We start from the raw sequence: 22,722 nt of genomic DNA, 5'->3' as shown, positions 1-22,722 counted from the left end.
CAGACCTGCGCTTCAATACCCCACCCCCAGATCCTGACACCAAGGACGTGAGCCCATGGCTTCGCCGAACAAGCAGCAAAAACGCGCCCACCGGGCAAAAGCCAAGGCCAAGCAGAATCGCACCCAACGCGCCGTCGCCACCAAGCCGGATGCCTTTGCCGGCGATGACAGCCGCATTGATCTTGAATCGGTGGATTTGACCGAGCTGTTCCTGGAGATGCGCACCGCTGGCGAAACCAGCCAGCAGGCGCTGTGTGCCGTGTTCCTGGCGCACCCGCTGCTGGCAGTGGTACTGGAGCAGGAAGGCGAAGAAGAAGCGACGGACTTTATCCTCGCGGCGCTGATCGAGTATCGCCAGTGGGCCACGGATACCGAGGATGAAGCGGCAGCGCTGGCGTGGATTGAATCGCCGGAATTCCAGGCCGATTACGTCGCGGCGTCACAGGCGCTGGTTAGCTCCGAAGACTGATACAAAACGAAATGTGGGAGCGGGCTTGCTCGCGAAGGCAGTGTGTCAGTCAGCTCAAATGTCGACTGATCCACCGCATTCGCGAGCAAGCCCGCTCCCACATTTGATCAACGGTATTGCGACGAAAGCACTCCGTCAGTTAAGCACCGCAGCCCCAACCTTCCGGCCCTTGCGCCGACGCGACACCATCAGCCCCGCCGCAACGACCAGCAAGCTCAGGATCCCGGTGGCAATGATCTCCACCTGATGCGCTTCCTGGAACAACATGATCGTCAGCACGCCCACGATGAACACGATCACCGCATACGTCAGGCCCGGGAACAGCCACATCTTGAAGGCAATCTTCTCGCCCGCTTCCGTGCGTTTCTGGCGCATGCGCAGTTGCGACACGGCGATCACCAGGTACACCAGCAGCGCGATGGCGCCGGAGCTGGCCAGCAGGAATTCAAACACCGCCGCCGGCGCCACGTAGTTGGCGAATACCGCCAGGAACGCCGCGCCGGTAGACAGCAACACCGCCCAGTAAGGCGTGCCGCTCTTGTTGGTGATCTTGGACACCGCCGGTGCATCACCGCGACGGCCCAGGGAGAACATCATGCGCGAAGCGGTGTACAGCGCCGAGTTCAGGCAACTGGTCACGGCCACCAGCACCACCAGGTCAACGATCAGCTTGGCATTCGGGATGCCCATGCGTTCCAGCACGGTCTGGTAGGAACCGACCGCTGCCAGCGCAGGATCATTCCACGGCACCAGGGCCACGACGATGAAGATCGACACCAGGTAGAACAAGCCGATCCGCCAGATCACCGAGTTGGTGGCCTTGGAAATCTGCTGGCCCGGGTTCTTCGATTCAGCGGCCGCGATGGTCACGATCTCGGTGCCCATGAACGAGAACATGGTGGTCAGGATCGCCGCCAATACCGCGCCCATGCCGTTGGGCAGGAAGCCCTGGGTGTCGAACAGGTGCGAAACGCCGCTGACCTGACTGCCCGGCAGGAAGCCGAAGATCGCCAGGATGCCGAGGATCACAAACCCGATGATCGCCACCACTTTGATCAGCGCAAACCAGAACTCGAACTCGCCGTAGTTCTTCACACTGAACAGGTTGGTCGCGGTCAGCAGCAAGGTAATGATCAGGGTGAAGGCCCAGATCGCCACGCCGGGGAACCAGGCGTGCAGGATGGTCGCGGCAGCGTTGGCTTCCAGCGGAATCACCAGCACCCAGAACCACCAGTACAACCAGCCGATGGTGAAACCGGCCCAGTGCCCGATCGCACGGTCGGCATAAGTAGAGAACGAACCCGTGTCCGGCGATGCCACGGCCATCTCGGCCAGCATGCGCATCACCAACACCACCAGCGTACCGGCGGCGGCATAAGCCAGCAGCACGGCCGGGCCTGCCGCAGCAATCGCGTGGCCGGAGCCCACAAACAACCCGGCACCGATAACGCCGGCAATCGACAGCATGGTGACGTGACGCGGTTTGAGCCCCTGTTCGAGGTCATTGGAGCTTTGCGTACTACTCATTGACACACCTTTGCGAGGAATTGCGAATACGGTCCACCCGGTCTGGCGTCTTTCTCGTGAAAAGAAACCAACGGGGCGTTCTTTATTTTTTACGCAAGATTTGCGCCAAAATGTTACAGAGCCGCGATTGACGCGGGCTGTAGGGAAACTCAATAGCTCTCGTAAGTCACTGACACTAATGGCATTCCGCTATAGCGTTACTGTGCGACTCACTTGAAAGACGAATCAGTGCACCAAAAACACACACAATTTGTGCGTGACGCCCCATTAAAGGGCTGATATGGACCGTTCGCCGGTTTAACCCTTCCAACACCCGGCCAAAGCTGGCACCATCGCGCCCTTTTTTACGCGAAACCTGTAGGAATACTGGTTCAAACGGCTGTTCGGTTGTTGATGGCGCGACACACTGCTGTGCCGATGCGACACCCTGCCGCAGACCGTCTGTTTACCGCCTGCAGGGCTGTTGGCTGTCATCCGGACGCTATGCTAGCTTGGCGCCTCGCCAGGAAGGCGGGCCAACAGCAGGAGCGCAATGAACACAATGAGGACCGCACATGGCTGAGGCCACGCCCGCGCTTGAAATCCGCAACTTGCATAAACGCTATGGTGAGCTGGAGGTGCTTAAAGGTATCTCGCTGACCGCCCGCGACGGCGATGTGATCTCGATCCTGGGTTCCTCCGGTTCCGGCAAGTCCACGTTCCTGCGCTGCATCAACCTGCTGGAAAACCCGCACCAGGGGCAAATCCTGGTAGCTGGTGAAGAGCTCAAGCTCAAGGCTGCGAAAAACGGCGAACTGGTGGCCGCCGACGGCAAACAGATCAACCGCCTGCGCAGCGAAATCGGTTTTGTGTTTCAAAACTTTAACCTGTGGCCGCACATGAGCGTCCTCGACAACATCATCGAGGCCCCGCGCCGCGTGCTCGGCCAGAGCAAGGCCGAAGCCACTGAAATCGCCGAAGCCTTGCTGGCCAAGGTCGGCATCAGTGACAAGCGTCATGCCTACCCCGCGCAACTGTCCGGCGGCCAGCAACAACGCGCCGCGATCGCACGCACCCTGGCCATGCAGCCCAAAGTCATCCTGTTCGACGAGCCCACATCGGCCCTTGACCCGGAAATGGTTCAGGAAGTACTTAATGTGATCCGCGCCCTGGCCGAAGAAGGCCGCACCATGCTGCTGGTCACCCATGAAATGGGCTTTGCCCGCCAGGTGTCCAGTGAAGTGGTGTTCCTGCACCAGGGCCTGGTCGAAGAGCAAGGATCGCCACAGCAGGTATTTGAAAACCCGCTTTCGGCGCGCTGCAAACAATTCATGTCCAGCAACCGCTAACGGAGCAACATGCATGCAGAACTATAAAAAATTCCTCTTGGCCGCCGCTGTTTCGATGGCGTTCAGCGCCACGGCGATGGCTGAAACCTTGAAAATGGGGATCGAAGCGGCCTACCCGCCGTTCAACAATAAAGATGCCAGCGGCAACGTCGTCGGCTTCGACAAGGACATCGGCGACGCCCTGTGCGCCAAGATGAAAGTCGAGAAGTGCGAAGTGTATGTCTCCGACTGGGACGGCATCATCCCGGCCCTGAATGCCAAGAAGTTCGACTTCCTGGTCTCCTCGCTGTCCATCACCGATGAACGCAAGCAGGCCGTCGACTTCACCGACCCGTACTACTCCAACAAGCTGCAGTTCATCGCGCCCAAAGCCAACAAAGACTTCAAGACCGACGCGGACTACCTGAAGGGCAAGATCATCGGTGCACAGCGCGCAACGCTGGCCGGTACCTACCTGGAAGACAAGCTGCCGGACACCACCGCCAAGCTCTACGACACCCAGGAAAACGCCTACCTCGACCTGACTTCCGGCCGCCTGGACGGGATGCTCGCCGACAAGTACGTGCAGTACGAGTGGCTGAAAAGCAAAGACGGCTCCGCCTACGAATTCAAGGGCGACCCGGTGGTCGAGAGCGACAAGATCGGTATCGCCGTACGCAAAGGCGACCCGCTGCGCGAGCGCTTGAACAAAGCCCTGGCTGAAATCAAGGCCGACGGCACCTACAAGAAGATCAACGACAAGTACTTCCCTTTCAGTATCGAGTGATCCTGAATGGCCTGCCCGGCGTGCTCGCTTGAGTGCGCCGGTCCTGAGCTTTGCCTTGCGAAACGACTAAACCATGAATTTCGACCTCTACGGATTCGGCCCGGCGCTCGCCGCCGGCGCGCTGATGACCGTCAAGCTGGCGCTCACCGCCCTGTGCCTCGGGCTGGTGCTCGGGCTGGCCGGCGCCCTGGCCAAGACTTCCCCGTACAAGCCGCTGCAATGGCTTGGCGGCAGCTACTCCACCCTGGTTCGCGGCATCCCGGAACTGCTGTGGGTCCTGCTGATCTACTTCGGCACGGTCAACCTGATGCGCTCCCTCGGGGAGTTTTTCGGCAACCCCGACCTTTCCCTCAGCGCTTTCGCCGCCGGGGTGATCGCCCTGGGCCTGTGCTTTGGCGCCTACGCCACGGAAGTCTTCCGCGGCGCGATCCTGGCCATTCCCAAGGGCCACCGTGAAGCCGGTGTCGCACTGGGCTTGTCGAAGGTCCGGATCTTCACCCGCTTGATCATGCCGCAGATGTGGCGCATCGCGCTGCCGGGCCTGGGCAACCTGTTCATGATTCTGATGAAGGACACCGCGCTGGTCTCGGTGATCGGCCTGGAAGAAATCATGCGCCACGCGCAGATCGGCGTGACCGTCACCAAGCAGCCCTTCACCTTCTTTATGGTCGCGGCCTTCATGTACCTGGGCCTCACTGTCCTGGCGATGACCGGCATGCACTTCCTGGAAAAACGTGCCGCGCGCGGCTTTGCGAGGAGCACGCAATGAGTGGCGACTACAGCTGGCTGTCGCATTTCGACCTGGGCCTGAACTGGGCCGTGATCATCAAATGGCTGCCGAAACTGGCCCAGGGCGCAACCCTGACCCTGGAGCTGGTGGCCATCGCCGTGATCGCCGGCCTGCTGCTGGCAATCCCGCTGGGCATCGCCCGCTCGTCACGCCTGTGGTACGTGCGCACCCTGCCCTACTGCTACATTTTCTTCTTCCGCGGCACGCCGCTGCTGGTGCAGCTGTTCCTGGTGTACTACGGCCTGGCACAGTTCGACGCCGTGCGTGAAAGCTTCATGTGGCCGTATCTGCGGGACCCGTTCTGGTGCGCCACCGCCACCATGACCCTGCACACCGCCGCCTATATCGCCGAGATCCTGCGTGGCGCGATCCAGGCCATCCCGCCGGGTGAAATCGAAGCCGCGCGGGCGCTGGGCATGTCCAGGCCCAAGGCGCTGTTCTACATCATCCTGCCGCGTGCCGCGCGCATCGGCCTGCCGGCCTACAGCAACGAAGTGATCCTGATGCTCAAGGCCAGCGCCCTGGCCAGTACCGTGACCCTGCTGGAACTGACCGGCATGGCCCGAACGATCATTGCCCGCACCTACCTGCCGGTAGAGATCTTCTTCGCTGCCGGGTTGTTCTACCTGCTGATGTCCTACGTCCTGGTGCGCTTCTTCAAGCTGCTGGAGCGCTGGTTGCGGGTCGATGCCTGCCAGGGCCGCTGACGCCTTGTTGACGGGTGAGCACCTGCTCGCCCGCTTCCAGGCGCTGGATACGTTCCTCACCGAACATCAAGGGTTGTGGCGACCAAGGCCCTTTACCCATCTGCAATTGCCGTGGGAAACCCAGCATCCCGAACTGGCCCATTGGCTGCGCCAGCGCTCGCTGGCCGAAGCGGAAAGCAGCCATAACCAGCCTCACCACTTGCCGGCGCCTGCGCCTTTCCCTGAGCTGGCCATGCAGTCGCTGAATCTCAGCGCTGTGGATAACTTACCATCCCGCCCGCTACCCGCCGCCCGCCATCGCCTGAACGTCGATGTACCCGGCCGCAAATGGCAGCAGATCGAAGCCTTCGGCGCCGCACTGCAATTTCGCCACCCCCCCGAACACTGGCTCGACTGGTGTGCCGGCAAGGGCCACCTCGGCCGCCGCCTGTTGCAACCCGGGCAGCAACTGACCTGCCTGGAATACGACCCGGCCCTCATCGCCTCAGGGCAAGCCCTCAGCGAACACCATCAATTGCCCGTCACCCATCGCCTGCAAGATGTGATGGCCGACGTACAGATCAGCCGCGACCAAACCCCGGTGGCACTGCACGCCTGCGGCGACCTGCATGTGCGCCTGCTCCAGCTGGCCAGCGCCGCCGGCTGCCAGCAGTTGGCCGTGGCGCCCTGCTGCTACAACCGCATCCGCGCCGAGCAGTACCCGCCGCTGTCGATTGCCGCCCAGGCGTCGTCACTGCATTTATCGGTGGAAGACCTCGGCCTGCCGCTGAGCGAAACCGTTACCGCCGGCGCTCGGGTGCGCCAGCAGCGCGATACGTCGATGGCCAGGCGCCTGGGCTTTGATGTTCTGCAGCGGCAACTGCGCGGGAGCGATGCTTACCTGCCCACTCCGTCCCTGCCCGCGAGTTGGCTGGCCAAGCCGTTCGCCGACTACTGCCGCGAACTGGCGGCCCTCAAGGGATTATCCACAGGGGAACAGCATTGGTCGGCACTGGAGGCCCAAGGCTGGCAGCGCTTGGCACAGGTGCGAAACCTGGAATTAGTGCGTGGTCTGTTTCGGCGCCCGCTGGAAATGTGGCTGGTACTGGACCGGGCATTGTTTCTCGAAGAAAACGGTTACAGGGTTCAAGTCGGCAGCTTCTGCGAAACACCGCTCACCCCGCGCAACCTGATGCTGCTCGCCGAGCGCAATTAAAGGGCATTTTGTCGCAGCGTGCCCTGTGGATAACTCTGTTGATGGAATTCTGGCAGAGGCCCTGCCGGCAAGCTTCGCGGGGCAAAATGCTGACTGGTCATTTTTTGTTCACAAAATAAAACGCACGCAAAACAGGCAGTTGCAGCGTGATGAGAACCGCTCCGCAAAATTGCGGTTTGATGACAGGTCGAACCAACCGATTGTGCATAAGCATCTGAGGTTAGCGGCATAACCCGGGCTTTTCAGTGGGCAACCAGCAGGCGGCAAAGCGCGTTTATATCGTCACAGGCCATGCTTGCGGCTTGGTTATCCAGCGGATCGCTGCCAAAAGCCAGGGCCTCGCTGATCGCCGGATCCCGATGCACCACCTCCAACAGGCTGTCACCCAGGCGCTTCCTGAACACCTCGACCATGTCCAGGCTGAAGCCCGAGGTCTCGTCGAGTTGGTTGATCACGAAGTGGCAACGCAGCGCCGGCCGATCATCAAGGTGTGGCGCCAGCAACTGCTCCATCTGCTCCAGGGTGCCAAGGGAAGCCGCATCCGCCTGGGCGATGACCAGCACCACATCGGCCACGTTCAGTGCCTGATGCAGGTAGACGTTATTACCCGCCGGGGTGTCGATGATCACCGTGTCCTGCTCACCCAAGCCCAGGGCCGACAAATGTTGCGCCAGCCAATGCGGCTCCTGTTTCAGCCAACGCTGGAGGTCTTCCTGCTGACGGATATCGGTTTCGCCAAACGTGATCACCTGGCAACCGGCAAAGCCTGAATGAAGGATCTGGCTCCAGCGCTCGTTGTGCAGGCTGGTGCGCCCGATGCCGGGCAAGGTATGGCTCAGGCCGAAGTGGTGATAGAGCGCGTTTTGCGGGTCCAGGTCCAGCGCCACCACTGGCTGCCCCAGGCGCTGCAAACCGCTGCTCAGCGCCGTGGCCAGGGTGCTGCGGCCGACGCCGCCATTGACCGAAACCAGCGCTACCACCTTCGCCCGGATGTTCGCGACTTCGCGGGACTGCTCGTTGGCACAAGGGGAATGTCGGGAGAACGACGCGCCACTGCCCATATTGAGGCTGGCACTGTCGTCGACCGGCATGTCTTCGAAGAACTGCAGCATCGAATCCATCCCTTGAACATCACTGGCAGTCGTCTTATCGAACAACGAAAAAAGATCATCGGTACGGCTCATCGCCAACACTCCCTCACGACGCATCTTAAAGACGTGAAAGGTCAGCTGTACTGATGCTTACCGCAGGTCTTTTTGTGGGCGCCTTTGTGTACGCATTCTGTGACAAAGGAATGAAAGTGTCATTATTTTGGTGTTTCTGAAGAAATCTTTAAGACGAGCGGTAAATGGTCAATTTACTGACTAATCTTTATCGGGTCGTAAGGTGTTTGCAAATCCCGCTCCGGGATCTCCCAGATCAGCAGCTTGGGCGGCGTCTGCTTGAACGCCGGGCTGTCGAAATAAGCCTTGGCGGCGCCTGAAAATTCGCCGCCGTCCTTGCTGAAGTTACCCACCGGAGCGTTCAGGGCTTTTTGCAGGAAACCCACGAAATTCGAATTGCGCGAAAACGAGGTACCGATCAGCGCCACGTTCGGCAGGCCGGCGTCACCAAACAAATCGTCAGGGTTACTCGACGCCGCCGGGCCGTTCTCATGCGCGGTGCTGGCCGCAACCTGCTCGCCCACCGGCTGCAACTTCGGCGGCAACCAGTCGAGACCGGCCAGGCGCACCAGGTCACCCGGACGCGGTGCGAGCGGTGCCTGGGTAATGTCGAAGGCTTGCTCCGGCGTGGCCTGGATACCGCGCTGCTGGATGCGCAGGGCCACGGCGCGGGCGCCGGCATTCGAGCCGATTTCGCTCCAGTGCGTGTCGGTACGCAGGTAGGCATCCGGCCCGAGGGGTTTCAGGGTGTCGGTCAAATCCAGCACTTCAACGCCCGCCGCTTGCAACAGCGTGCTCCATTGCTGGATCCGGCCATCCAGCACGGCCGGACGATACAAGCCGCAACGCTGGGCAGCGGCGATGCGGGTTTTATCCGGCACCACCATCACTTGCAGATCAATACCGCGCTGGCCTAGCTGCTTTTTCAGGTCGATCACCGCGTCGGCCTTGGTGCGCGCATTGTCTTCGGCGTGGCGGTTGAGCTTCAGCTCATCGCTGATAAACAGCCAGCCCGGGCAGCCCTGGCGCACCCGCGGCCCGGTGTCGCCGAACGCCAGCCAACTGGCGCCGCGCTCCAGGTTTGCCGCTTCGATGGCCATCGGTGCCTTGGACAGTTCCTTGGCAAACCGATGGGTCACTTCACCGTGCAGCAGCATGTCGCTGTCGACCTTGGGCGGCAGGAAACTCACCGGCCCCTTGACCATCAGCCAGACGCAAGACAACAGCCCCGCCGCCAGGAAAGGCACCAACACCCAGCCCGCCAGGGGGCTGGTGCGGACGGCCAATTCACTCGGTGGGGTCGGCGCGGTAGGGGCGGGCATCGTCAGGCTTCCTTAGAACTGAAAGTACAGAAACGGTACGGCATCGCGGCTGGCAATCAGCGCGAACGACAACACAAACCCGGCCACCGGCCACAGGGACGCGGCCACCACAAACCAGGGCTGCGTACCAAAACGCTGCTCGCAGCGGGTCTGCCAGATCGGCGCGATGATGCACACCAAACCGAGCAACGCGGCCATGCCATGGGCCGGGCGCATGGCCACGGCCAACGCATCACCCAAGGCCATGCCATGCATGCCGAATTGGCCGGCGTACATGGTCAGTGCCGAATGGAAGTCCGGTGCGCGGAACAGCGTCCAGGCCAGGCACACAAACAGCAGCGTCAAGATGTGCGACAGCACCGGCGGAATGCTCGGCAGGCTCGAGCGCGACCACGCCCGGTCAATGCACAACGCGATACCGTGGGCCGAACCCCACAACAGGTAGTTCCAACTGTCGCCGCCATGCCACAACCCGGCAATCGCCATGGTCAGGAACAGGTTGCGGTAGGTGCGCCATACGCCATCGCGGTTACCGCCGAGGGCGATGTACAGGTAGTCCCGCAGCCAGCTGGACAGCGACAAATGCCAGCGCCGCCAGAAGTCCTGGATGCTGCTGGCGAGGTATGGCCGGTTGAAGTTTTCCGGGAAGTGGAAGCCCAGCATCAAGCCCAGGCCGATGGCCATGGCACTGTAGCCGGCGAAGTCGAAAAACAGTTGCAACGAGTACGCCAGGCAGCCGATCCAGGCATCCACCAGGCTCGGGTTTTCCAGGTGGAAGGCGATGTCCACCAGCGGCGACAAGGTATCGGCCACCAGCACTTTCATGCCCATGCCGATCATGAAACGCCGAGCGCCAAGGCTGAAATTCGGCCAGTTGAAATAGCGCTGGTTCAGCTCGCGCCGCACCCAGTCATAACGAATGATCGGGCCCGCAATCGAGTGGCCGAACATCGAGATATAGGTCGCGTAATTAATGAAGCTGCGCTCCACCGGCACGGTGTGCCGATGCACATCCACCAGGTACGAAATCGCCTGCAGCACAATGAACGACAACCCGGCCGGCAACGCCACGCGCTGCCAATCCAGCGGCATCGCGCCGTACCAGGTGATCACCTCACTCACGGTGCCCGCGACGATGTTGGCGTACTTGTACCAACACAGCACCGCGGTGTTGAACACGATCAACGCGATCAACAGCCGCACCCGGCCCTTGCCGTCTTCACGGGAACGGTCCACCAGCAAACCGCCGACCCACGCCACCACGGTCAACACCATGTGCAGGAACAGGAACAGCGGGCTCAACCAGCCGTAGAACAGCCAGCTGCCGATCAACAGGATGACGTTGCGCCAGCCCGGACGGGCCAGCGCATAAATCAACAGGAAGGCCGGCAGGAACAGCGTGAGGAATTCCAGTGAGGCAAAGACCATGGTGGTGTCGGGCCCGATCAGTTAGCGAGCGTGTCGGAGGTAAACAGCAACCTCGAACCGGCGGCCGATGGCAGTGCGAGCACGCTGTAGCGTTCGCCGGCCTTGAGGGTGAAGGTCAGCGGCTGGCCCACCGGCGCGTTGGCGCACTTGAGCTGCACCGACAGTTCCACCGGGTTGATCATGCGGCGCGAAATCGCGCCTTCGGCGACCTTCTTGAACAGCTCGGCTTTTTGCGCCACGGCTTCCAGGCTCGCATCGGCGCAGGCGGCGTCGGCGTTGATAAAGGCCAGCGAGGCCTTCAGTGCGTTGAAGTCATCCGGCTGTTCGTGGATCACCAGCTGGCGCGTGCCGCCCTTGGCGTCCGGCACGGCCACTACGGTGGCGAACTCGCCCGGCGCGACGGTCACGGCCAGCTCGGAATCCTTGCCGCCCTGGCTCAACACACCCTTGATCGGGGTCTTGCCGCCCGACACCGGCAGGTAGTCAGACACCAGTTTGTCGCCACCCAACACCAGGCTGGCCTTGGAACCCTGGGGCAGCAATTTCAGCTCGCCGTCGGTGCCGTTGGCCAGGCGCAGGAAGGCCGAATCCTTCTCCGGGCCGGTGGGGTAAAGCGGGATGTCGGCGCTGTAGGCGCTGACGCTGCCGAGCAAGGTCGCCAGGCCCAGGGTGATCCGTTTCATTATTGCGCTCCTTTGCCCACGGCGGCCGGTGGCAACTTCGCCAGGGAGTCGCCGATCGCCTTGGCCCACTTCTGGTAGCCGTCGATGGTGAAGTGCTGGCCGTCGGTGGTGATCCACTGGCCCGGCTTGGAGAAGGTCAGCGAGTCAACGTAGGTGCACGGCGCCACGTTGGTGGCGAGGAACTGCGACATCACCTTGGTGCGCGCATCATCCTTCTTGTACTGCGAACCGACCTTGCCCCACGCCGGCCCGACCCACACACACTTGGTGCCGGTTTCGGTGATGGCCTTGGTCAGGGAAGTCACGCTTTTCCAGGCCCAGACTTTCGGGAACTGCGGCTCCGGGTACGAGGCCATGGTGTCGGCGATGATGATCACCACCAGGTCCGGCTTGTCCTTGGCGATCAGGTCTTTGATCGGGGTGGTGCTCATGGCGTTCTTGCCGAAAATCTCGGCCTTGCCAACCGGCAGGCGCTCGGCACCGCACTCGACTTTCTTCGGCACGATCCAGTCGGCTGCACCGGCGCCGCACGCGCCGATGGAGTGAACCTTGGCGCCCTGGGCGGTGAGGTTGTCCTGCAGCGGGTTGAGCAGTGAATCAGGAAAGCTCATGTGACTTTCGCCCAATACCAGCAGGGTCAGGCCGGCAATAGCAGAAGCGGAAACAGGCATGGATGACTCCTATCAAATCAATTCGAATAAGGGGAACGGTACGGACTGACCGGCAAGGGCATAGGCCCGCTCAGGTCTTCAAACAAGTAGCGCAGGTAGGCGTTACCGACGTACTGGCGATAGTCCTGGGCGTTGTCGAGACCGACTTCGCCACCCAGGTAAAAGCGCGAGCTGAGGCGGTATTCGGCGGCGGCGTTGAAGCTGTAGCCGATGCCGGTCTTGCTGTCCTTGGCGTATTTCGGATCGCCCCGGTCACTCTGGAGCTGGTCATGCCCCGGGAAATAATCGACCGCATCTTGCTCGATATGCTGGATGCCCACCGAACTTTTTATCTGGTAGCTGAACCGATCAAAACTCTGCGCCCAGCGCACCGGCACACCCAGGGAGAAGAAGCGCTGCGGGCTGAAGTAACCGCCCTGGCCGTAGGTGTAGTAACCCTGGTTTTCCTTGAAGCCCATGACCGAACCGCTGATGCCGAGGGTCAGGGTGTCGGTCGGGGTATTGCGCAGGTACCAGTAGATGCCGCTGCCCAGTTCCAGCCGGGTGTTGTCTTCGACGTTGTTGCCCAACAGCTCGTGCAACGAGGCGTAGCCATACACACCGAGCTTCTGGTTGTCGTAGCTCAGGTCGCCACGCCCGCCGTTGGCGGTCACGCCGCCCCATTTCTCGCCGGTACGCTTGTCTTCGGAACCGGCAAAGGAGGTCACACTGTCGGTGACCGGGCGCCGCGAAACGTTGACCCCGTAACGGAAGTTGGAGCCCTGGGAGAACGGCCGCGAGACGCTGGCGCCACCGACGATGGTGTCGTACAGGAAGCCCAGCGGGCTCACACCGATGTCGGCCTTGAGGCCTTCATCCGGGTTCTCCACGGCAACGGCCAGACCGACGCCCGTGTCGCTCTGGGAGCCCGCCGGGTTGGCCGTGCCACCGCCAAAGCGTGTGGCAGAGTCGCTCTTCACGCTGCCGGAACTCACATGCACCGGCGTCACGCGCAGCGCAACGTTCAGATCACCCACCGGCATCCGCGCTTCAAACGGCGCCTCGACGTCAGTGATTTTGCTCAAGCCGCTTTCGCCATTGTTGCTGCGAACGCTCAAGCCCTGCACCAGGTAACCGGTGCGATCCCGCAGGATCGTATCCAGCGCACGACGTGCCGGGCTGAGGTTGGCGGTGTCGAGTGCAGCAATGCTCGACGGTGGCTCGAACGGCTCGTTCCAGTTGTTCGACGCTGGACGCGCGGAGGCTGCCAGGGCATTGTCCGGCACGACATTGGTCGGTGCATCAATCGGCGGCGGCACGGCGCCGGCGACGGTCAGGTCGGTGACCTGGCGACGCTGGCCCGGCAAGCCGACGAAGGGGTTGTAAGGCACGCCCTGGGAGCCGGCCTGAGCCAATTGCGTCTGGCTCTTCTGGCTGTTCTCAATCGCCAACGCCTTGCGCAGCAGTGCAGCGGCTTCGTTGTTCTTGCCCAGCCCCTGATAGATGCGCGCAGCCGAGGTGAGGATCTCGGGGTTGCCCGGCTCCAGGGACAGCGCCTTTTCACTGGCGCTTTCCGCCAGGCCACGATCACGGCCCTGCAAGGCGATATCCGCCAGGCCCAGTTGCAGGCGAGCGTTGTTCGGGTTCTGCTGAATCAGCGGCGCATAAAGCTCCATGGCCTTTTTGCTATTGCCGCTGGCTGCGTACATCCGCGCCAGGGCACCTACCGCCATAGCGTCGTTGGGACGCTGGGCAAGGGCCGGCGACAGCATGTCGTAGGCCGCGACCAGGTCGTTTTTCTCACGCAGGGCATCAGCCTGCTTGACCCGGTACAGGTAGATCAAATCGTCGTAACGCTGGCGACCGGTTTCACTCAGCGGCTTGCCCTGCACTTCACGCAGGATGTCGCCCGCCTCGGTGTAGTGGTTGGCCTTGAGCAGGACATTGGCGTACAGCAGTTTCTGGTCGACGGTCGGGTTCGGATTGTTATCCAGAACCTTCTGCATGATATCCAGGCCCTGCTGCGTCGCGCCGACTTCCACATAAGCGGCCGCCAGCACCGCCAGGCGCTCAGGCTTCTGCCGGGTCATGGCTTCACTGCGGCCCAGCAGCGCGAGGGCTTCCGGGCGTTGGCCACGGCGGGCGGTCTCGATCGCGATGTCGGTCTGCTTGTGCAGCGCGATATCGATACCCAGCTCGTTCATGTCAGCGGTACGTTGCCCCGCAGGGATACGCGCCAGGGTCTCTTCAGCCTTTTTCCACTCACCCAGCTCCGCCGACAGCAGCGTGCTGGTGTACAGCGCGTCCGGCTGGTTCGGCTGCTTGGCCAGTAAGCCGTCGATCAAGGCACGGGCGTTGCGAATCTGGCCGTCGCGCAGGTAAATGCGCGCCAGGGCGAAGCGTGTCCACGGGTTTTCCGGGTCGGCATCAAGGGCTTGTTTGTAGGCGGCTTGCGCGGCTTTCAAATCGCCCCGCTGCTCGGCCAGCTTGCCGACCTGGGTAGCGCGCAACGCGGTGATTTTCACACTCGGCGCGAACTTCGCGCGCTCGGCGGGCGACACCGAGTCGATCAGCTTCAAGGCTTCTTCCGGCTGCCCGGATTGGGACAGCACGTTGATCAAGCCGCTCAGCGCGTCCGGGTCGCCAGGATGACGGGCGAGCACTTTGCGGTAGCCGGCTTCGGCGGTGTCGAACTGATTGTCCTGAGCCTGGAAACCCGCCAGTGCCACGGCAGCGCCGGGCTGGCCAGGGTTCAAGCGTTCGGCCTGGGCCACCAGGTCGCGGGCCTGGCTGCCGCGCCCGCCACGCTGGGCGTCACGGGCCTGGTTGAGCAGGTTCCAGTAGCGCACATCATTGAGCGCCGACTGCCATGCCGCGCCACCCGGCAAACGGGTGGCCTGAACCAGGTAGCTTTCAGCCTCGCTGAAGCGCTGCTGCTGTTGACGCAGCACGCCCATGCCACCGAGGGCATCGACGTCATTGGGTTTTTCGTTGAGGCGCGCCGCCAATAGCGGCTCGGCGGTTTTCAGGTCGCCGTCATCCAGCGCCTTGAACGCCTTGGTCATCTGCGGATCACGCTGCCAACCGGCGCCGGTCTTGCCTTGGGCAATGCCCTTGTTCATCAGCGCACGGATTTCGCTGTCGTCCGGATGCGCCGCCAGAAACTGCTGGAACAACGGCACCTGGTCGCTCTTCGGCGGGCCGAGCCAGATCAGCGCAAAGCGCCAGGTTTCATCGGCGTTGCCGCCCACGTCGTTGTTCGGTGCCAGCTTGGCCAGGGCGCGGATGCCGTCGGCGCGGGTGGCCGGGTTACGCGCCAGATGCTTGGCCAGGAACAGCGCCACAATCGGGTCGTTCGGCCGCTCGCGAGACAAACGCTGCAAGCCGGCGATGGCCTCGTTCGTGCCCTTGGGCGTGAAGCCCAGGGTGTTGTAATACTCGCGGGCAAGCAGGCCCTGGGGCTGGCGCCCCTGGAAGATCTGGCGATACAGCGCCACCGCTTGTTCGCGCTCTTCTTCAGGCTCGCCGAGTTCACGGGCCTGTTCCAGCAACTTCGCGTTGGCCGGGATGTTGACGGTGATGTCCTGCTCCAGCAGCAAGGCCTGGCGCGGTACCGGGCTCAGCGCCTGCAGGCGGGCCAGGTACTTTTGCGCTTCGGCCGGACGCTGTTGTTGCACCTGGATCAAGCCAATGCCGTACAGCGCATCCGGCTGTTCAGGGCTCAGGCGCAGCAGTTTCTGCCAGGTCTCGAGGGCGCGTTCCGGGTTCTTTTTCGACTGCCAGTAATAGCCCTGCTCGATCAGCAGGCTTTGCGGGTCAGTGGTTTCGGCAAAGCTGGCGCTGGAAGCCAGGGCCGCCAGAATCGCAATGGCTAGCGTGTGACGGCGCATGCAGACTCCCAGGATAATTTCACCGTGCCGTCTTGTTCGAAACGGTACTTTTGATCAGCGAAGCCCTGGCCGAACAGGCTGAGCATGTAGTCGTAGTAAATCGGCTGGGCGCTGTCCGGGGCCGAAGGCGCGAGCGCCTTGGCGAGGGCGTCGTCGACTTTCTGCTTTTGCAATTGCGCCAGGGCGGTTTCGCCCCGGGCCTGGAAGAAGGCCATGGTGGAGGCCGAGAACCCCGTCGGCGTGTAGCCGTTGTTTTTCTCGACTTCACCGGTCAGCACGTGGACTTTCTCCGGCGGCAAACCGTTGACCGACGCAGCGGTGGCACGGGAAATCCCGCCCAAGGCCTTGAGCATCGGCGCGGCCAGCGGGTCGCTCTTGGCGGTCATGCCGGCCCAGAGGTAAGTGCGGATCGCGTCGTAGCTGCCCAGGTCATCGGAAAACGGGTCGACGATAAACAGCCCGGTGTTTGCGCTGGTGGCGCGATAACCGACCCAGTTGGCCGCCAGGCCATGGGGATTGCTCGGCAGGTCGGCGAGCATCTTCGCGTTGCTCTCGGCCACTTCGTTCCAGCCGGCGTTCGGGCGCTCTTTTGCAAAGCGGCGCAGTTGCGGCAGTACTTGATAGCTGGGGTTGAAGCGCCACAGGCCTCCCGCGTGTGCATAGCCTACCGGCCCCGGCAACAGCATCTTGCCCAGGCCCGGTACGCGCACGATCAGGTTGCGTTCAACATTGGCCAACACCAGTTGCGCGTCGCTGCGGTACTGCGGTGCGTTCCACACGCGCGCGGCTTCGAGCAGCGCATAGGCCATCCACAAATCGGCGTCGCTGGCGGAGTTGCTGTCGATCGCGCCCCACTTGCCATCGTCACGCTTGCCCCACAGCCAGGCCGGCAGGTTCTGGCCGATGTCGGCGCCCGCCATGTTGGACTTGGTCCAGGTCCAGAGCTTGTCGAAGGTCGCCCGGTCGTTGCCCACCAGGGCAAAGAACATCGCGTACGACTGCCCTTCCGAGCTGCTTTCCGTCGGCTTCATGGACGAGTTCAACACCCGGCCATCGTCCTGGATAAAGCGCTTGGCATAGTTCTGCCACAGCGGCCAATCGCAGGTCTGTGCCTGGGCGGCACCGGCAAGCAATGTGCTGCCAATCACCGCCAGGATCGCGCTACGCAAAGGGTTCATGCCAACCGCCGTTTTGCACGGGCACGCAGTGCCAGGTAGATCAGGCAGGTCAGCACCAGCAGCCCCAGGAAGGTAATCGCCAGCATCCAGCCCAGGTTCTGGGACAGCTGCCATTGCATGAATTTGAAGTAGTTCAGGTCGCCGACGTAGTACTGCTGGTCCGCGACCAACGAGCTGATCTGCGTGCCCTGCACCACCGCCAGGCTGCCCTGGATCGAGTCTTTGTAGTCGTCACCGCCAATCAGCGCCGAGGTCGCTTCAAGCAGGCCCTGAGGCTGGTTGCTGGCGATCAGCACCACGCTGCGCCCGGCCTTGAGCGGCGATTGGAAGCCGGCGAACCAGGTGCTGTTGCTCAGCCCGCTGAAGGTGATGCCGGCATTGGCCGTATGCTGGTTGGCCGCGGCGTCCGGGCTGATCCAGCTGCGCACATAACGTGGCAGGTCAGACAACAGGAAGTGGTGCTGCAGGCCGTCACTGGTGGCCGGCAGGTATTGCTGCCATTGCTGCAGCAGCGGCTGGTTGCCGCCGGTGGCGAGCACCAGCAGGTCTTTGTCGGCAACGCTTTGCACGTCTTTGGCCTGCACCACTTTGACGGCGGTGGCCGGGTAGCCGGTGGACTCGCCGAAGCGGCCCATCACAGTCAGGTAGGCGCTCAACTCATCGGTGCCGACGTTGTCCGGCATCACCACCGCCGACTCCGAAAGGTCAGCCAGGCGGGTGAACGGGAAGCCGGAATCGTTGAACACGCCGAGGTTCGGCATGGCGATAAAGTGCTGGTAGCTGCTCAGGTCCAGGCTCGAGTCCGGGTCAATCGCACCGCGCATGTTGTCGACGATGATGTCCCGGCATTCGCCTTCCTTGATGTAGTCGTACATGAAGCGCAGTTGCAGCTTGGACTTGGGCGAAGCCGAGCTGATCGGCAACAGGGTCGTCACTTCACGGGGCAGGGTTTCGTCTTTCTTCAGCTGGTCCAGCAGGCTCTGCCCGCCGCCCAGGTTGCTCACCGACGGCAACGCGACAGACTTCATGAACTGGTCATTCAGGCCGATCAGCAAGGAGGAGTTGGTGGACACCTGCTGCGGCGTGTAGCGGTATTTGACGTTGAGCGGCACGCCCTCTTCACGCCAGTTGAACAGGTCGGGCGGCAGGCGCAGGTCGACGCTGATCGGGCCCGGGTTGTAGCCGGAGACGTTGAGTTTTTTCAGTTCTACCAGCTCGCCAAGGCGTACCGGACGGTTGCTGGGCAGCCAGTTCGGCGCGTCGTAAGGGCTGCGCGGGGCCAGGGTGTCGAGCCTGGTGATGACCACGCTGTTGCCGGTCAACACCGGGTTGCCCAGCACCACGGCGGTGGCGGCACGCTTGAGTTCGGCGCCATCACGGCCGGAGACGATCAGCAGCTTGCCATTCGGGTCGTTGGGGTTGGTGATCAGGGTCAGGGTCGGCCCTTTAGGCTCAGGGACCGCCACACCGTGTACATCCACAGCCTGGGTACTTTGCACCAGCACGATGGCGTTGCCCTTGGCCGGAATCTCGCCAAGGGTGGTCGGGAACGTCGCACCCCGGTAGCTGGCCAAGCCGCCTACCCACGACGACAGTGCACCGGCAGCTTCCAGCGCGGCATTGTCCGGCGCGCTGGCAAACACGAACGGCAGGCTGACCTGGCGCGCATCGCGCTTGTCGAAGAACGGCAGCGGCAGCACCGACAGGTCGTCTTTCAAGACGATCGGCTGCACCTGCACTTTCAGCTCACTGCTGTTGCTGATCTTGGCCCACAGGCTGCTGTGCAGCGGGTCTTCACAGGACATGGTGTAGTGGCCGATGAACTGCAGGCTCAAGCGGTTGAATTCGGTGATCAGGTGCGCCGGAATCTGCACCAGTTTTTCCTGCTGGATACCTGCGCCCTCTTTGGGCAGCGGCAGGCTGGCGGCGACTTCGTCGTTGACCAGCACGTTGATCTGCGACAGGTCCGCCAGCAGCGCCGGCGAGTAGCTGTACTTGAGCAACAGTTGCGCGCCCTTCACCACTTCATCGGCACGGATGTCGAAGTTGACGCTGTCGGACGCTTCCACGCCTTGCAGGTTCATGGTGTCGCGACGGCCCAGTTGCTTGAGGGTCAGGCTGTAGCCGTCGTCAGTGCTCTGCACCGCAACAGCGGGTGCAGCTGCCTGTGCCTGCGAGCCCAGGCCCAGCAGCGAAGCGATCATCAGCGCGAGCACGCCGCGCGACTGCGGGCGGGCAAATAGTGTGGAAGTCATGGCTTGTCCATCAGCGTATCGAGCGGTTGTGAGGGAGTGCGGCGCAGGGCCAGACGCAATTCATGCAGCGTGGCGCGACCCAGGGTAAACAGGCCGCCGATGCCGATGGCACCGACTTCACGCAGGGCTGACAACGGTGTATCGGGCTGGCCGGCACCCCAACTCGCGGCCCAGGTGTCGGCGCGGGAAAACGTCAGGCGTACCAGTTCGCTTTGTTGGCGCAGGGACAGTGCATCGAATTGCGCGCCAATCTGCGCGCCCTTGCTGAACACCACCCGCGCCTGGAACAGGCTGTCTTGTCCGTTGCGCGACAGCACCAACTGCAACTGTTCGCCCCGGGCAATCTGGTGCCCGTCGGCGAGGATCAGGCCGAAGCCGTTCTGCGAGAAATCCTGGGTCGTGCCTTTGAGCACACGACCGTCGGCGCAGATCACACTGACCGGCAATTTCGCGCTGACCCGCGGCTCGGAGCGCACTTGCCGCGCTTCGGAAGCCACTGCCACTGCCGCGCTGGTGATGATCAGGTTGTAGAGGGTCCAGGTCAGGTTGATCGCCACGGTGACCGCGGTGGACTCGTCGCCCCAGATCAACTGATAAAGACCGAAGCACAGCCCGACCAGGTTCACCGCCAGCAGTACCAGGTACGGCCGGGCGAGTTTCCAGTCGAAGAATTGCTTGTCGATGATCCCGCCCTTGTCGGTGACGTTGAAGCCGCCCGCCTTGGGGTTGACCAGCGCAACCAATACCGGCGGCAGGATGTACCAGGCCAGTACGGTCTCGTAGACCTCGTTCCAGAACGAGTGGCGGAAGCGCCCCTGGATCCGCGAGTTGGTCAGGCTCGAATGCACGAGGTGGGGCAACACATAGGCGACAATCATCAGCGCCGAGGCGTGGAAAATCTGCGCGCCGAAAATCAGGTAGGCCAGCGGCGCGGTGAGGAACACCAGCCGCGGCAAGCCATAGAAGAAGTGCAGCATGGCGTTGGCGTAGCAGATGCGCTGGCCCCACTTCAGGCCTTTGCCCAGCAGCGGATTGTCGGTGCGGAAAATCTGCGCCATGCCCCGCGCCCAACGGATGCGCTGGTTGATGTGGCGTGACAGGCTTTCGGTGGCCAGGCCCGCGGCTTGCGGGATCGCCAGGTAAGCGGTGTTGTAGCCCAGGCGGTTGAGCTTGAGCGCGGTGTGGGCGTCTTCGGTGACGGTCTCGACGGCCACGCCGCCGATTTCCAGCAAGGGCTTGCGGCGGATCACCGCACACGAGCCGCAGAAGAACGTCGCGTTCCACAGGTCGTTGCCGTCCTGCACCAGGCCGTAGAACAACTCGCCCTCATTGGGCACTGCGCGGAAGGTGTCGAGGTTCTTTTCAAACGGGTCGGGTGAAAAGAAGAAGTGCGGCGTTTGCAGCATCGCCAGCTTGGGGTCCTTGAGGAACCAGCCGAGGCTGACTTGCAGGAAGGAACGGGTCGGCACGTGGTCGGCGTCGAACAGCGCGATGTACTCGCCGTCGGTGACCTTCAACGCTTCATTGAGGTTGCCGGCCTTGGCGTGGAAATTGTTGTCGCGACGGATGTAGTTCACGCCGATCTTGCGGCAGAAATCGCGGAAGTCGTCGCGACGGCCATCGTCGAGCACGTGGACGCGCAACTTGTCCTTGGGCCAGTCCATCGCCTGGGCGGCGAAGATGGTCAGTTTGACGATGCTCAACGCCTCGTTGTAGGTCGGGATGAACACGTCGACCGTGGGCCACTCCGACGGTTCGGTCTTGAGCCACACCGGCTCGCGGCGCAGCGGCCAGGCGGTTTGCACGTAGCCGAAGATCAGCACCACCAGCGCGTACAGCTCGGCGAGCACCAGGCCGTAGCCGAACAGCATGTCGAGCCAGGTTTCAAAACCCAGGGTGGAAGTCAGCCGCCAGTACATGTAGCGCAGCGACGCCACCAGCGACAACACCACCAGCGCGAGGATCGCCATGCGCCCGGGAATCTTGCGCAGCACCAGCACCGCAAGGAAGCACACGGCGGCAAACAGGCATTGGCTGTAGAGGTCCAGCGGGGCGCTGACAATGCTCACCAACAGCAAGGTGCCGACCACACAACTGATCACCACCAGCACTTTGCGCAGCGTATCGGGCCAGCGATTGAAGCGCGAAATCGCGGCGTCCAGCCGCTGCTCGGCGCGCCCCGGAGTGTGGGGCGTAGAGGACGTAGTGTCGGTCATGGAAGGTCCGAATCGATGCGTTCGAGCAGCGTGCGGCACAGGGCGTGAATGTCCTGGCAGCCGAGACTGTTGACGGTAGGGTCGAGGGGATCGCGGCCGCAGGCCTGGGCTTCACTGAACACCGGGTCACGGTGGACCGTGCCGAGCAGTGCATCGCCGAGGCGGGCCTTGAACACTTCGGCCATGTCCAGGCTGAAGCGGTGGGCGCCGTCGAGTTGGTTGATCACGTAGTAACGCTGTGGTGGTTTTTCGCACTCAAGGTACGGCGCCAGCACGCTGTCCATCTGGGCCAGGGTGCTGAATGAGGAAACATCCGCCTGCACCGCCACCAACACCACGTCTGCCAGGGCCATGGCCTGGTGCAGGTACACCGTGTTGCCGGCGGGCACGTCGATCACCAACGTGTCCTGGCCATTCAACTGCAAACCGGCCAGGTGCCGGGGCAGCCATTGGGCGTCTTCGCCGAGCCAGCGATTGAGGTTTTTTTGCTGGTCGTTGTTGGTCTCACCGAAGGCCACCAGACGGCAACCGGCAAAGCCGCGCTCAGCCAGGCCTTCCCAGGACTCATTGCTCAAGCTCGTCGCGCCGATGCCGGGCAAATTCAGGCCCAGGCACAAGTGATGACGCAGGGCGTTTTGCGGGTCCAGGTCCAGCGCCACGGCCGGGTGGCCTTGACGCTGCAGGCCGCTGGCAATGGCCGCGGTCAGCGTGCTGCGACCGACACCGCCCTTGAGCGAGACCACCACGATCACCTTGGGTGACGATTGATCCGAGTACACCTCACCGGTCGGCCCTTCGACCACTTCGGGAGGTTGCAGGTGATCGGCTTCGCCCTGGGTCAGCTCTTCGAGCAAGCGCAGCAATGGCGCCGACGGCGGCTCATCCAGCGCGACGGTGCAAGCGGTTTGGGCCGGGATGGGCACGGCGTCGAAAGGCTCGACCACCACGTCATCCTCAAGATAATCGTGGACGGCGTACATCTCCCGGTAGCCATTTGGATTGGCGCCCAGCTTATTGAATAGTTTTGAAATATCGTCTGCGCGACTCACCCACGGCCCTCCCCGGTTATTACGCTTTAAAGGCGTTAAAAAGGTCAGCCTGTTGAGCTGACCTTGGTTTTTCTAGTTATGTGTTGGCTGGCGGCATTCTGTGATA

At 62.5% G+C, this 22,722-nt stretch carries 17 protein-coding genes; 6 read left to right on the top strand and 11 right to left on the bottom strand.

What is annotated here, in order from left to right; genetic code table 11:
* Positions 1 to 55 precede the first annotated feature (55 nt).
* The gene (locus HX801_RS08945) at positions 56 to 469 is read left to right on the top strand and encodes a hypothetical protein (RefSeq protein WP_063033519.1); all 414 of its coding nucleotides are present in this window, start codon (positions 56 to 58) and stop codon (positions 467 to 469) included.
* A 135-nt stretch (positions 470 to 604) separates the two neighbouring features.
* Here HX801_RS08945 and gabP read toward each other — a convergent pair whose 3' ends face one another.
* A complete protein-coding gene (gene gabP / locus HX801_RS08940; RefSeq protein WP_003218057.1) occupies positions 605 to 1,996 on the bottom strand; it encodes a GABA permease in 1,392 nt (463 codons plus the stop codon).
* Positions 1,997 to 2,550: 554 nt separating this feature from the next.
* On the opposite strand from gabP, the gene HX801_RS08935 reads away from it, so the two are divergent.
* The 5 genes from HX801_RS08935 to HX801_RS08915 all read left to right on the top strand — a co-directional run bounded on the left by HX801_RS08935 (position 2,551) and on the right by HX801_RS08915 (position 6,782).
* Entirely contained in the window at positions 2,551 to 3,324 is a 774-nt protein-coding gene (locus tag HX801_RS08935) for an ABC transporter ATP-binding protein (protein WP_003218059.1), read from the top strand.
* A gap of 13 nt (positions 3,325 to 3,337) precedes the next feature.
* Positions 3,338 to 4,090 carry an ABC transporter substrate-binding protein gene (locus HX801_RS08930; protein ID WP_003218061.1) on the top strand — a complete coding sequence of 251 codons (753 nt, stop codon included), beginning with the start codon at positions 3,338 to 3,340 and terminating at the stop codon, positions 4,088 to 4,090.
* Between the two features lie 73 nt (positions 4,091 to 4,163).
* Positions 4,164 to 4,859 carry an ABC transporter permease gene (locus tag HX801_RS08925; RefSeq protein WP_003218063.1) on the top strand — a complete coding sequence of 232 codons (696 nt, stop codon included), beginning with the start codon at positions 4,164 to 4,166 and terminating at the stop codon, positions 4,857 to 4,859.
* 38 nt (positions 4,860 to 4,897) lie between these two features.
* Entirely contained in the window at positions 4,898 to 5,587 is a 690-nt protein-coding gene (locus HX801_RS08920; protein WP_032899447.1) for an ABC transporter permease, read from the top strand.
* The gene (locus tag HX801_RS08915) at positions 5,568 to 6,782 is read left to right on the top strand and encodes a methyltransferase (protein ID WP_177021913.1); all 1,215 of its coding nucleotides are present in this window, start codon (positions 5,568 to 5,570) and stop codon (positions 6,780 to 6,782) included. Before HX801_RS08920 ends, HX801_RS08915 begins: the two co-directional genes overlap by 20 nt.
* A 242-nt stretch (positions 6,783 to 7,024) precedes the next feature.
* Here HX801_RS08915 and bcsQ (HX801_RS08910) read toward each other — a convergent pair whose 3' ends face one another.
* The 10 genes from bcsQ (HX801_RS08910) to bcsQ (HX801_RS08865) all read right to left on the bottom strand — a co-directional run bounded on the left by bcsQ (HX801_RS08910) (position 7,025) and on the right by bcsQ (HX801_RS08865) (position 22,547).
* A complete protein-coding gene (gene bcsQ / locus HX801_RS08910; protein WP_177021912.1) occupies positions 7,025 to 7,966 on the bottom strand; it encodes a cellulose biosynthesis protein BcsQ in 942 nt (313 codons plus the stop codon).
* A gap of 173 nt (positions 7,967 to 8,139) precedes the next feature.
* On the bottom strand, positions 8,140 to 9,267 hold the full coding sequence (locus HX801_RS08905) for a cell division protein FtsQ (protein ID WP_008435708.1): 1,128 nt from the start codon (positions 9,265 to 9,267) through the stop codon (positions 8,140 to 8,142).
* Between the two features lie 12 nt (positions 9,268 to 9,279).
* Positions 9,280 to 10,695: an MBOAT family protein gene (locus HX801_RS08900; RefSeq protein WP_003218070.1), complete on the bottom strand. Its 1,416-nt coding sequence runs from the start codon at positions 10,693 to 10,695 to the stop codon at positions 9,280 to 9,282.
* Positions 10,696 to 10,712: 17 nt separating this feature from the next.
* Positions 10,713 to 11,378: an alginate O-acetyltransferase AlgF gene (locus HX801_RS08895; protein WP_177021911.1), complete on the bottom strand. Its 666-nt coding sequence runs from the start codon at positions 11,376 to 11,378 to the stop codon at positions 10,713 to 10,715.
* Complete coding sequence (locus HX801_RS08890; RefSeq protein ID WP_003218072.1) at positions 11,378 to 12,049, bottom strand: SGNH/GDSL hydrolase family protein; 672 nt, start codon at positions 12,047 to 12,049, stop codon at positions 11,378 to 11,380. The genes HX801_RS08895 and HX801_RS08890 overlap by 1 nt, the downstream gene beginning before the upstream one ends.
* 17 nt (positions 12,050 to 12,066) lie before the next feature.
* On the bottom strand, positions 12,067 to 15,918 hold the full coding sequence (locus tag HX801_RS08885) for a cellulose biosynthesis protein BcsC (protein WP_177021910.1): 3,852 nt from the start codon (positions 15,916 to 15,918) through the stop codon (positions 12,067 to 12,069).
* Positions 15,900 to 17,096: a cellulose synthase complex periplasmic endoglucanase BcsZ gene (gene bcsZ / locus HX801_RS08880; RefSeq protein ID WP_177021909.1), complete on the bottom strand. Its 1,197-nt coding sequence runs from the start codon at positions 17,094 to 17,096 to the stop codon at positions 15,900 to 15,902. The genes HX801_RS08885 and bcsZ overlap by 19 nt, the downstream gene beginning before the upstream one ends.
* Complete coding sequence (bcsB, locus tag HX801_RS08875; protein ID WP_008435714.1) at positions 17,093 to 19,351, bottom strand: cellulose biosynthesis cyclic di-GMP-binding regulatory protein BcsB; 2,259 nt, start codon at positions 19,349 to 19,351, stop codon at positions 17,093 to 17,095. Before bcsB ends, bcsZ begins: the two co-directional genes overlap by 4 nt.
* The gene (gene bcsA, locus HX801_RS08870; RefSeq protein WP_177021033.1) at positions 19,348 to 21,567 is read right to left on the bottom strand and encodes a UDP-forming cellulose synthase catalytic subunit; all 2,220 of its coding nucleotides are present in this window, start codon (positions 21,565 to 21,567) and stop codon (positions 19,348 to 19,350) included. Before bcsA ends, bcsB begins: the two co-directional genes overlap by 4 nt.
* Positions 21,564 to 22,547, bottom strand: coding sequence for a cellulose biosynthesis protein BcsQ (gene bcsQ / locus HX801_RS08865; RefSeq protein WP_008435715.1), 984 nt, complete (start codon positions 22,545 to 22,547; stop codon positions 21,564 to 21,566). The genes bcsA and bcsQ (HX801_RS08865) overlap by 4 nt, the downstream gene beginning before the upstream one ends.
* Positions 22,548 to 22,722: the final 175 nt, after the last annotated feature.

Origin of the sequence: Pseudomonas sp. G1002, assembly GCF_013385455.1 — a bacterium.
Lineage (GTDB): Bacteria > Pseudomonadota > Gammaproteobacteria > Pseudomonadales > Pseudomonadaceae > Aquipseudomonas.
This window is presented reverse-complemented; position numbering and strand designations above follow the sequence as displayed.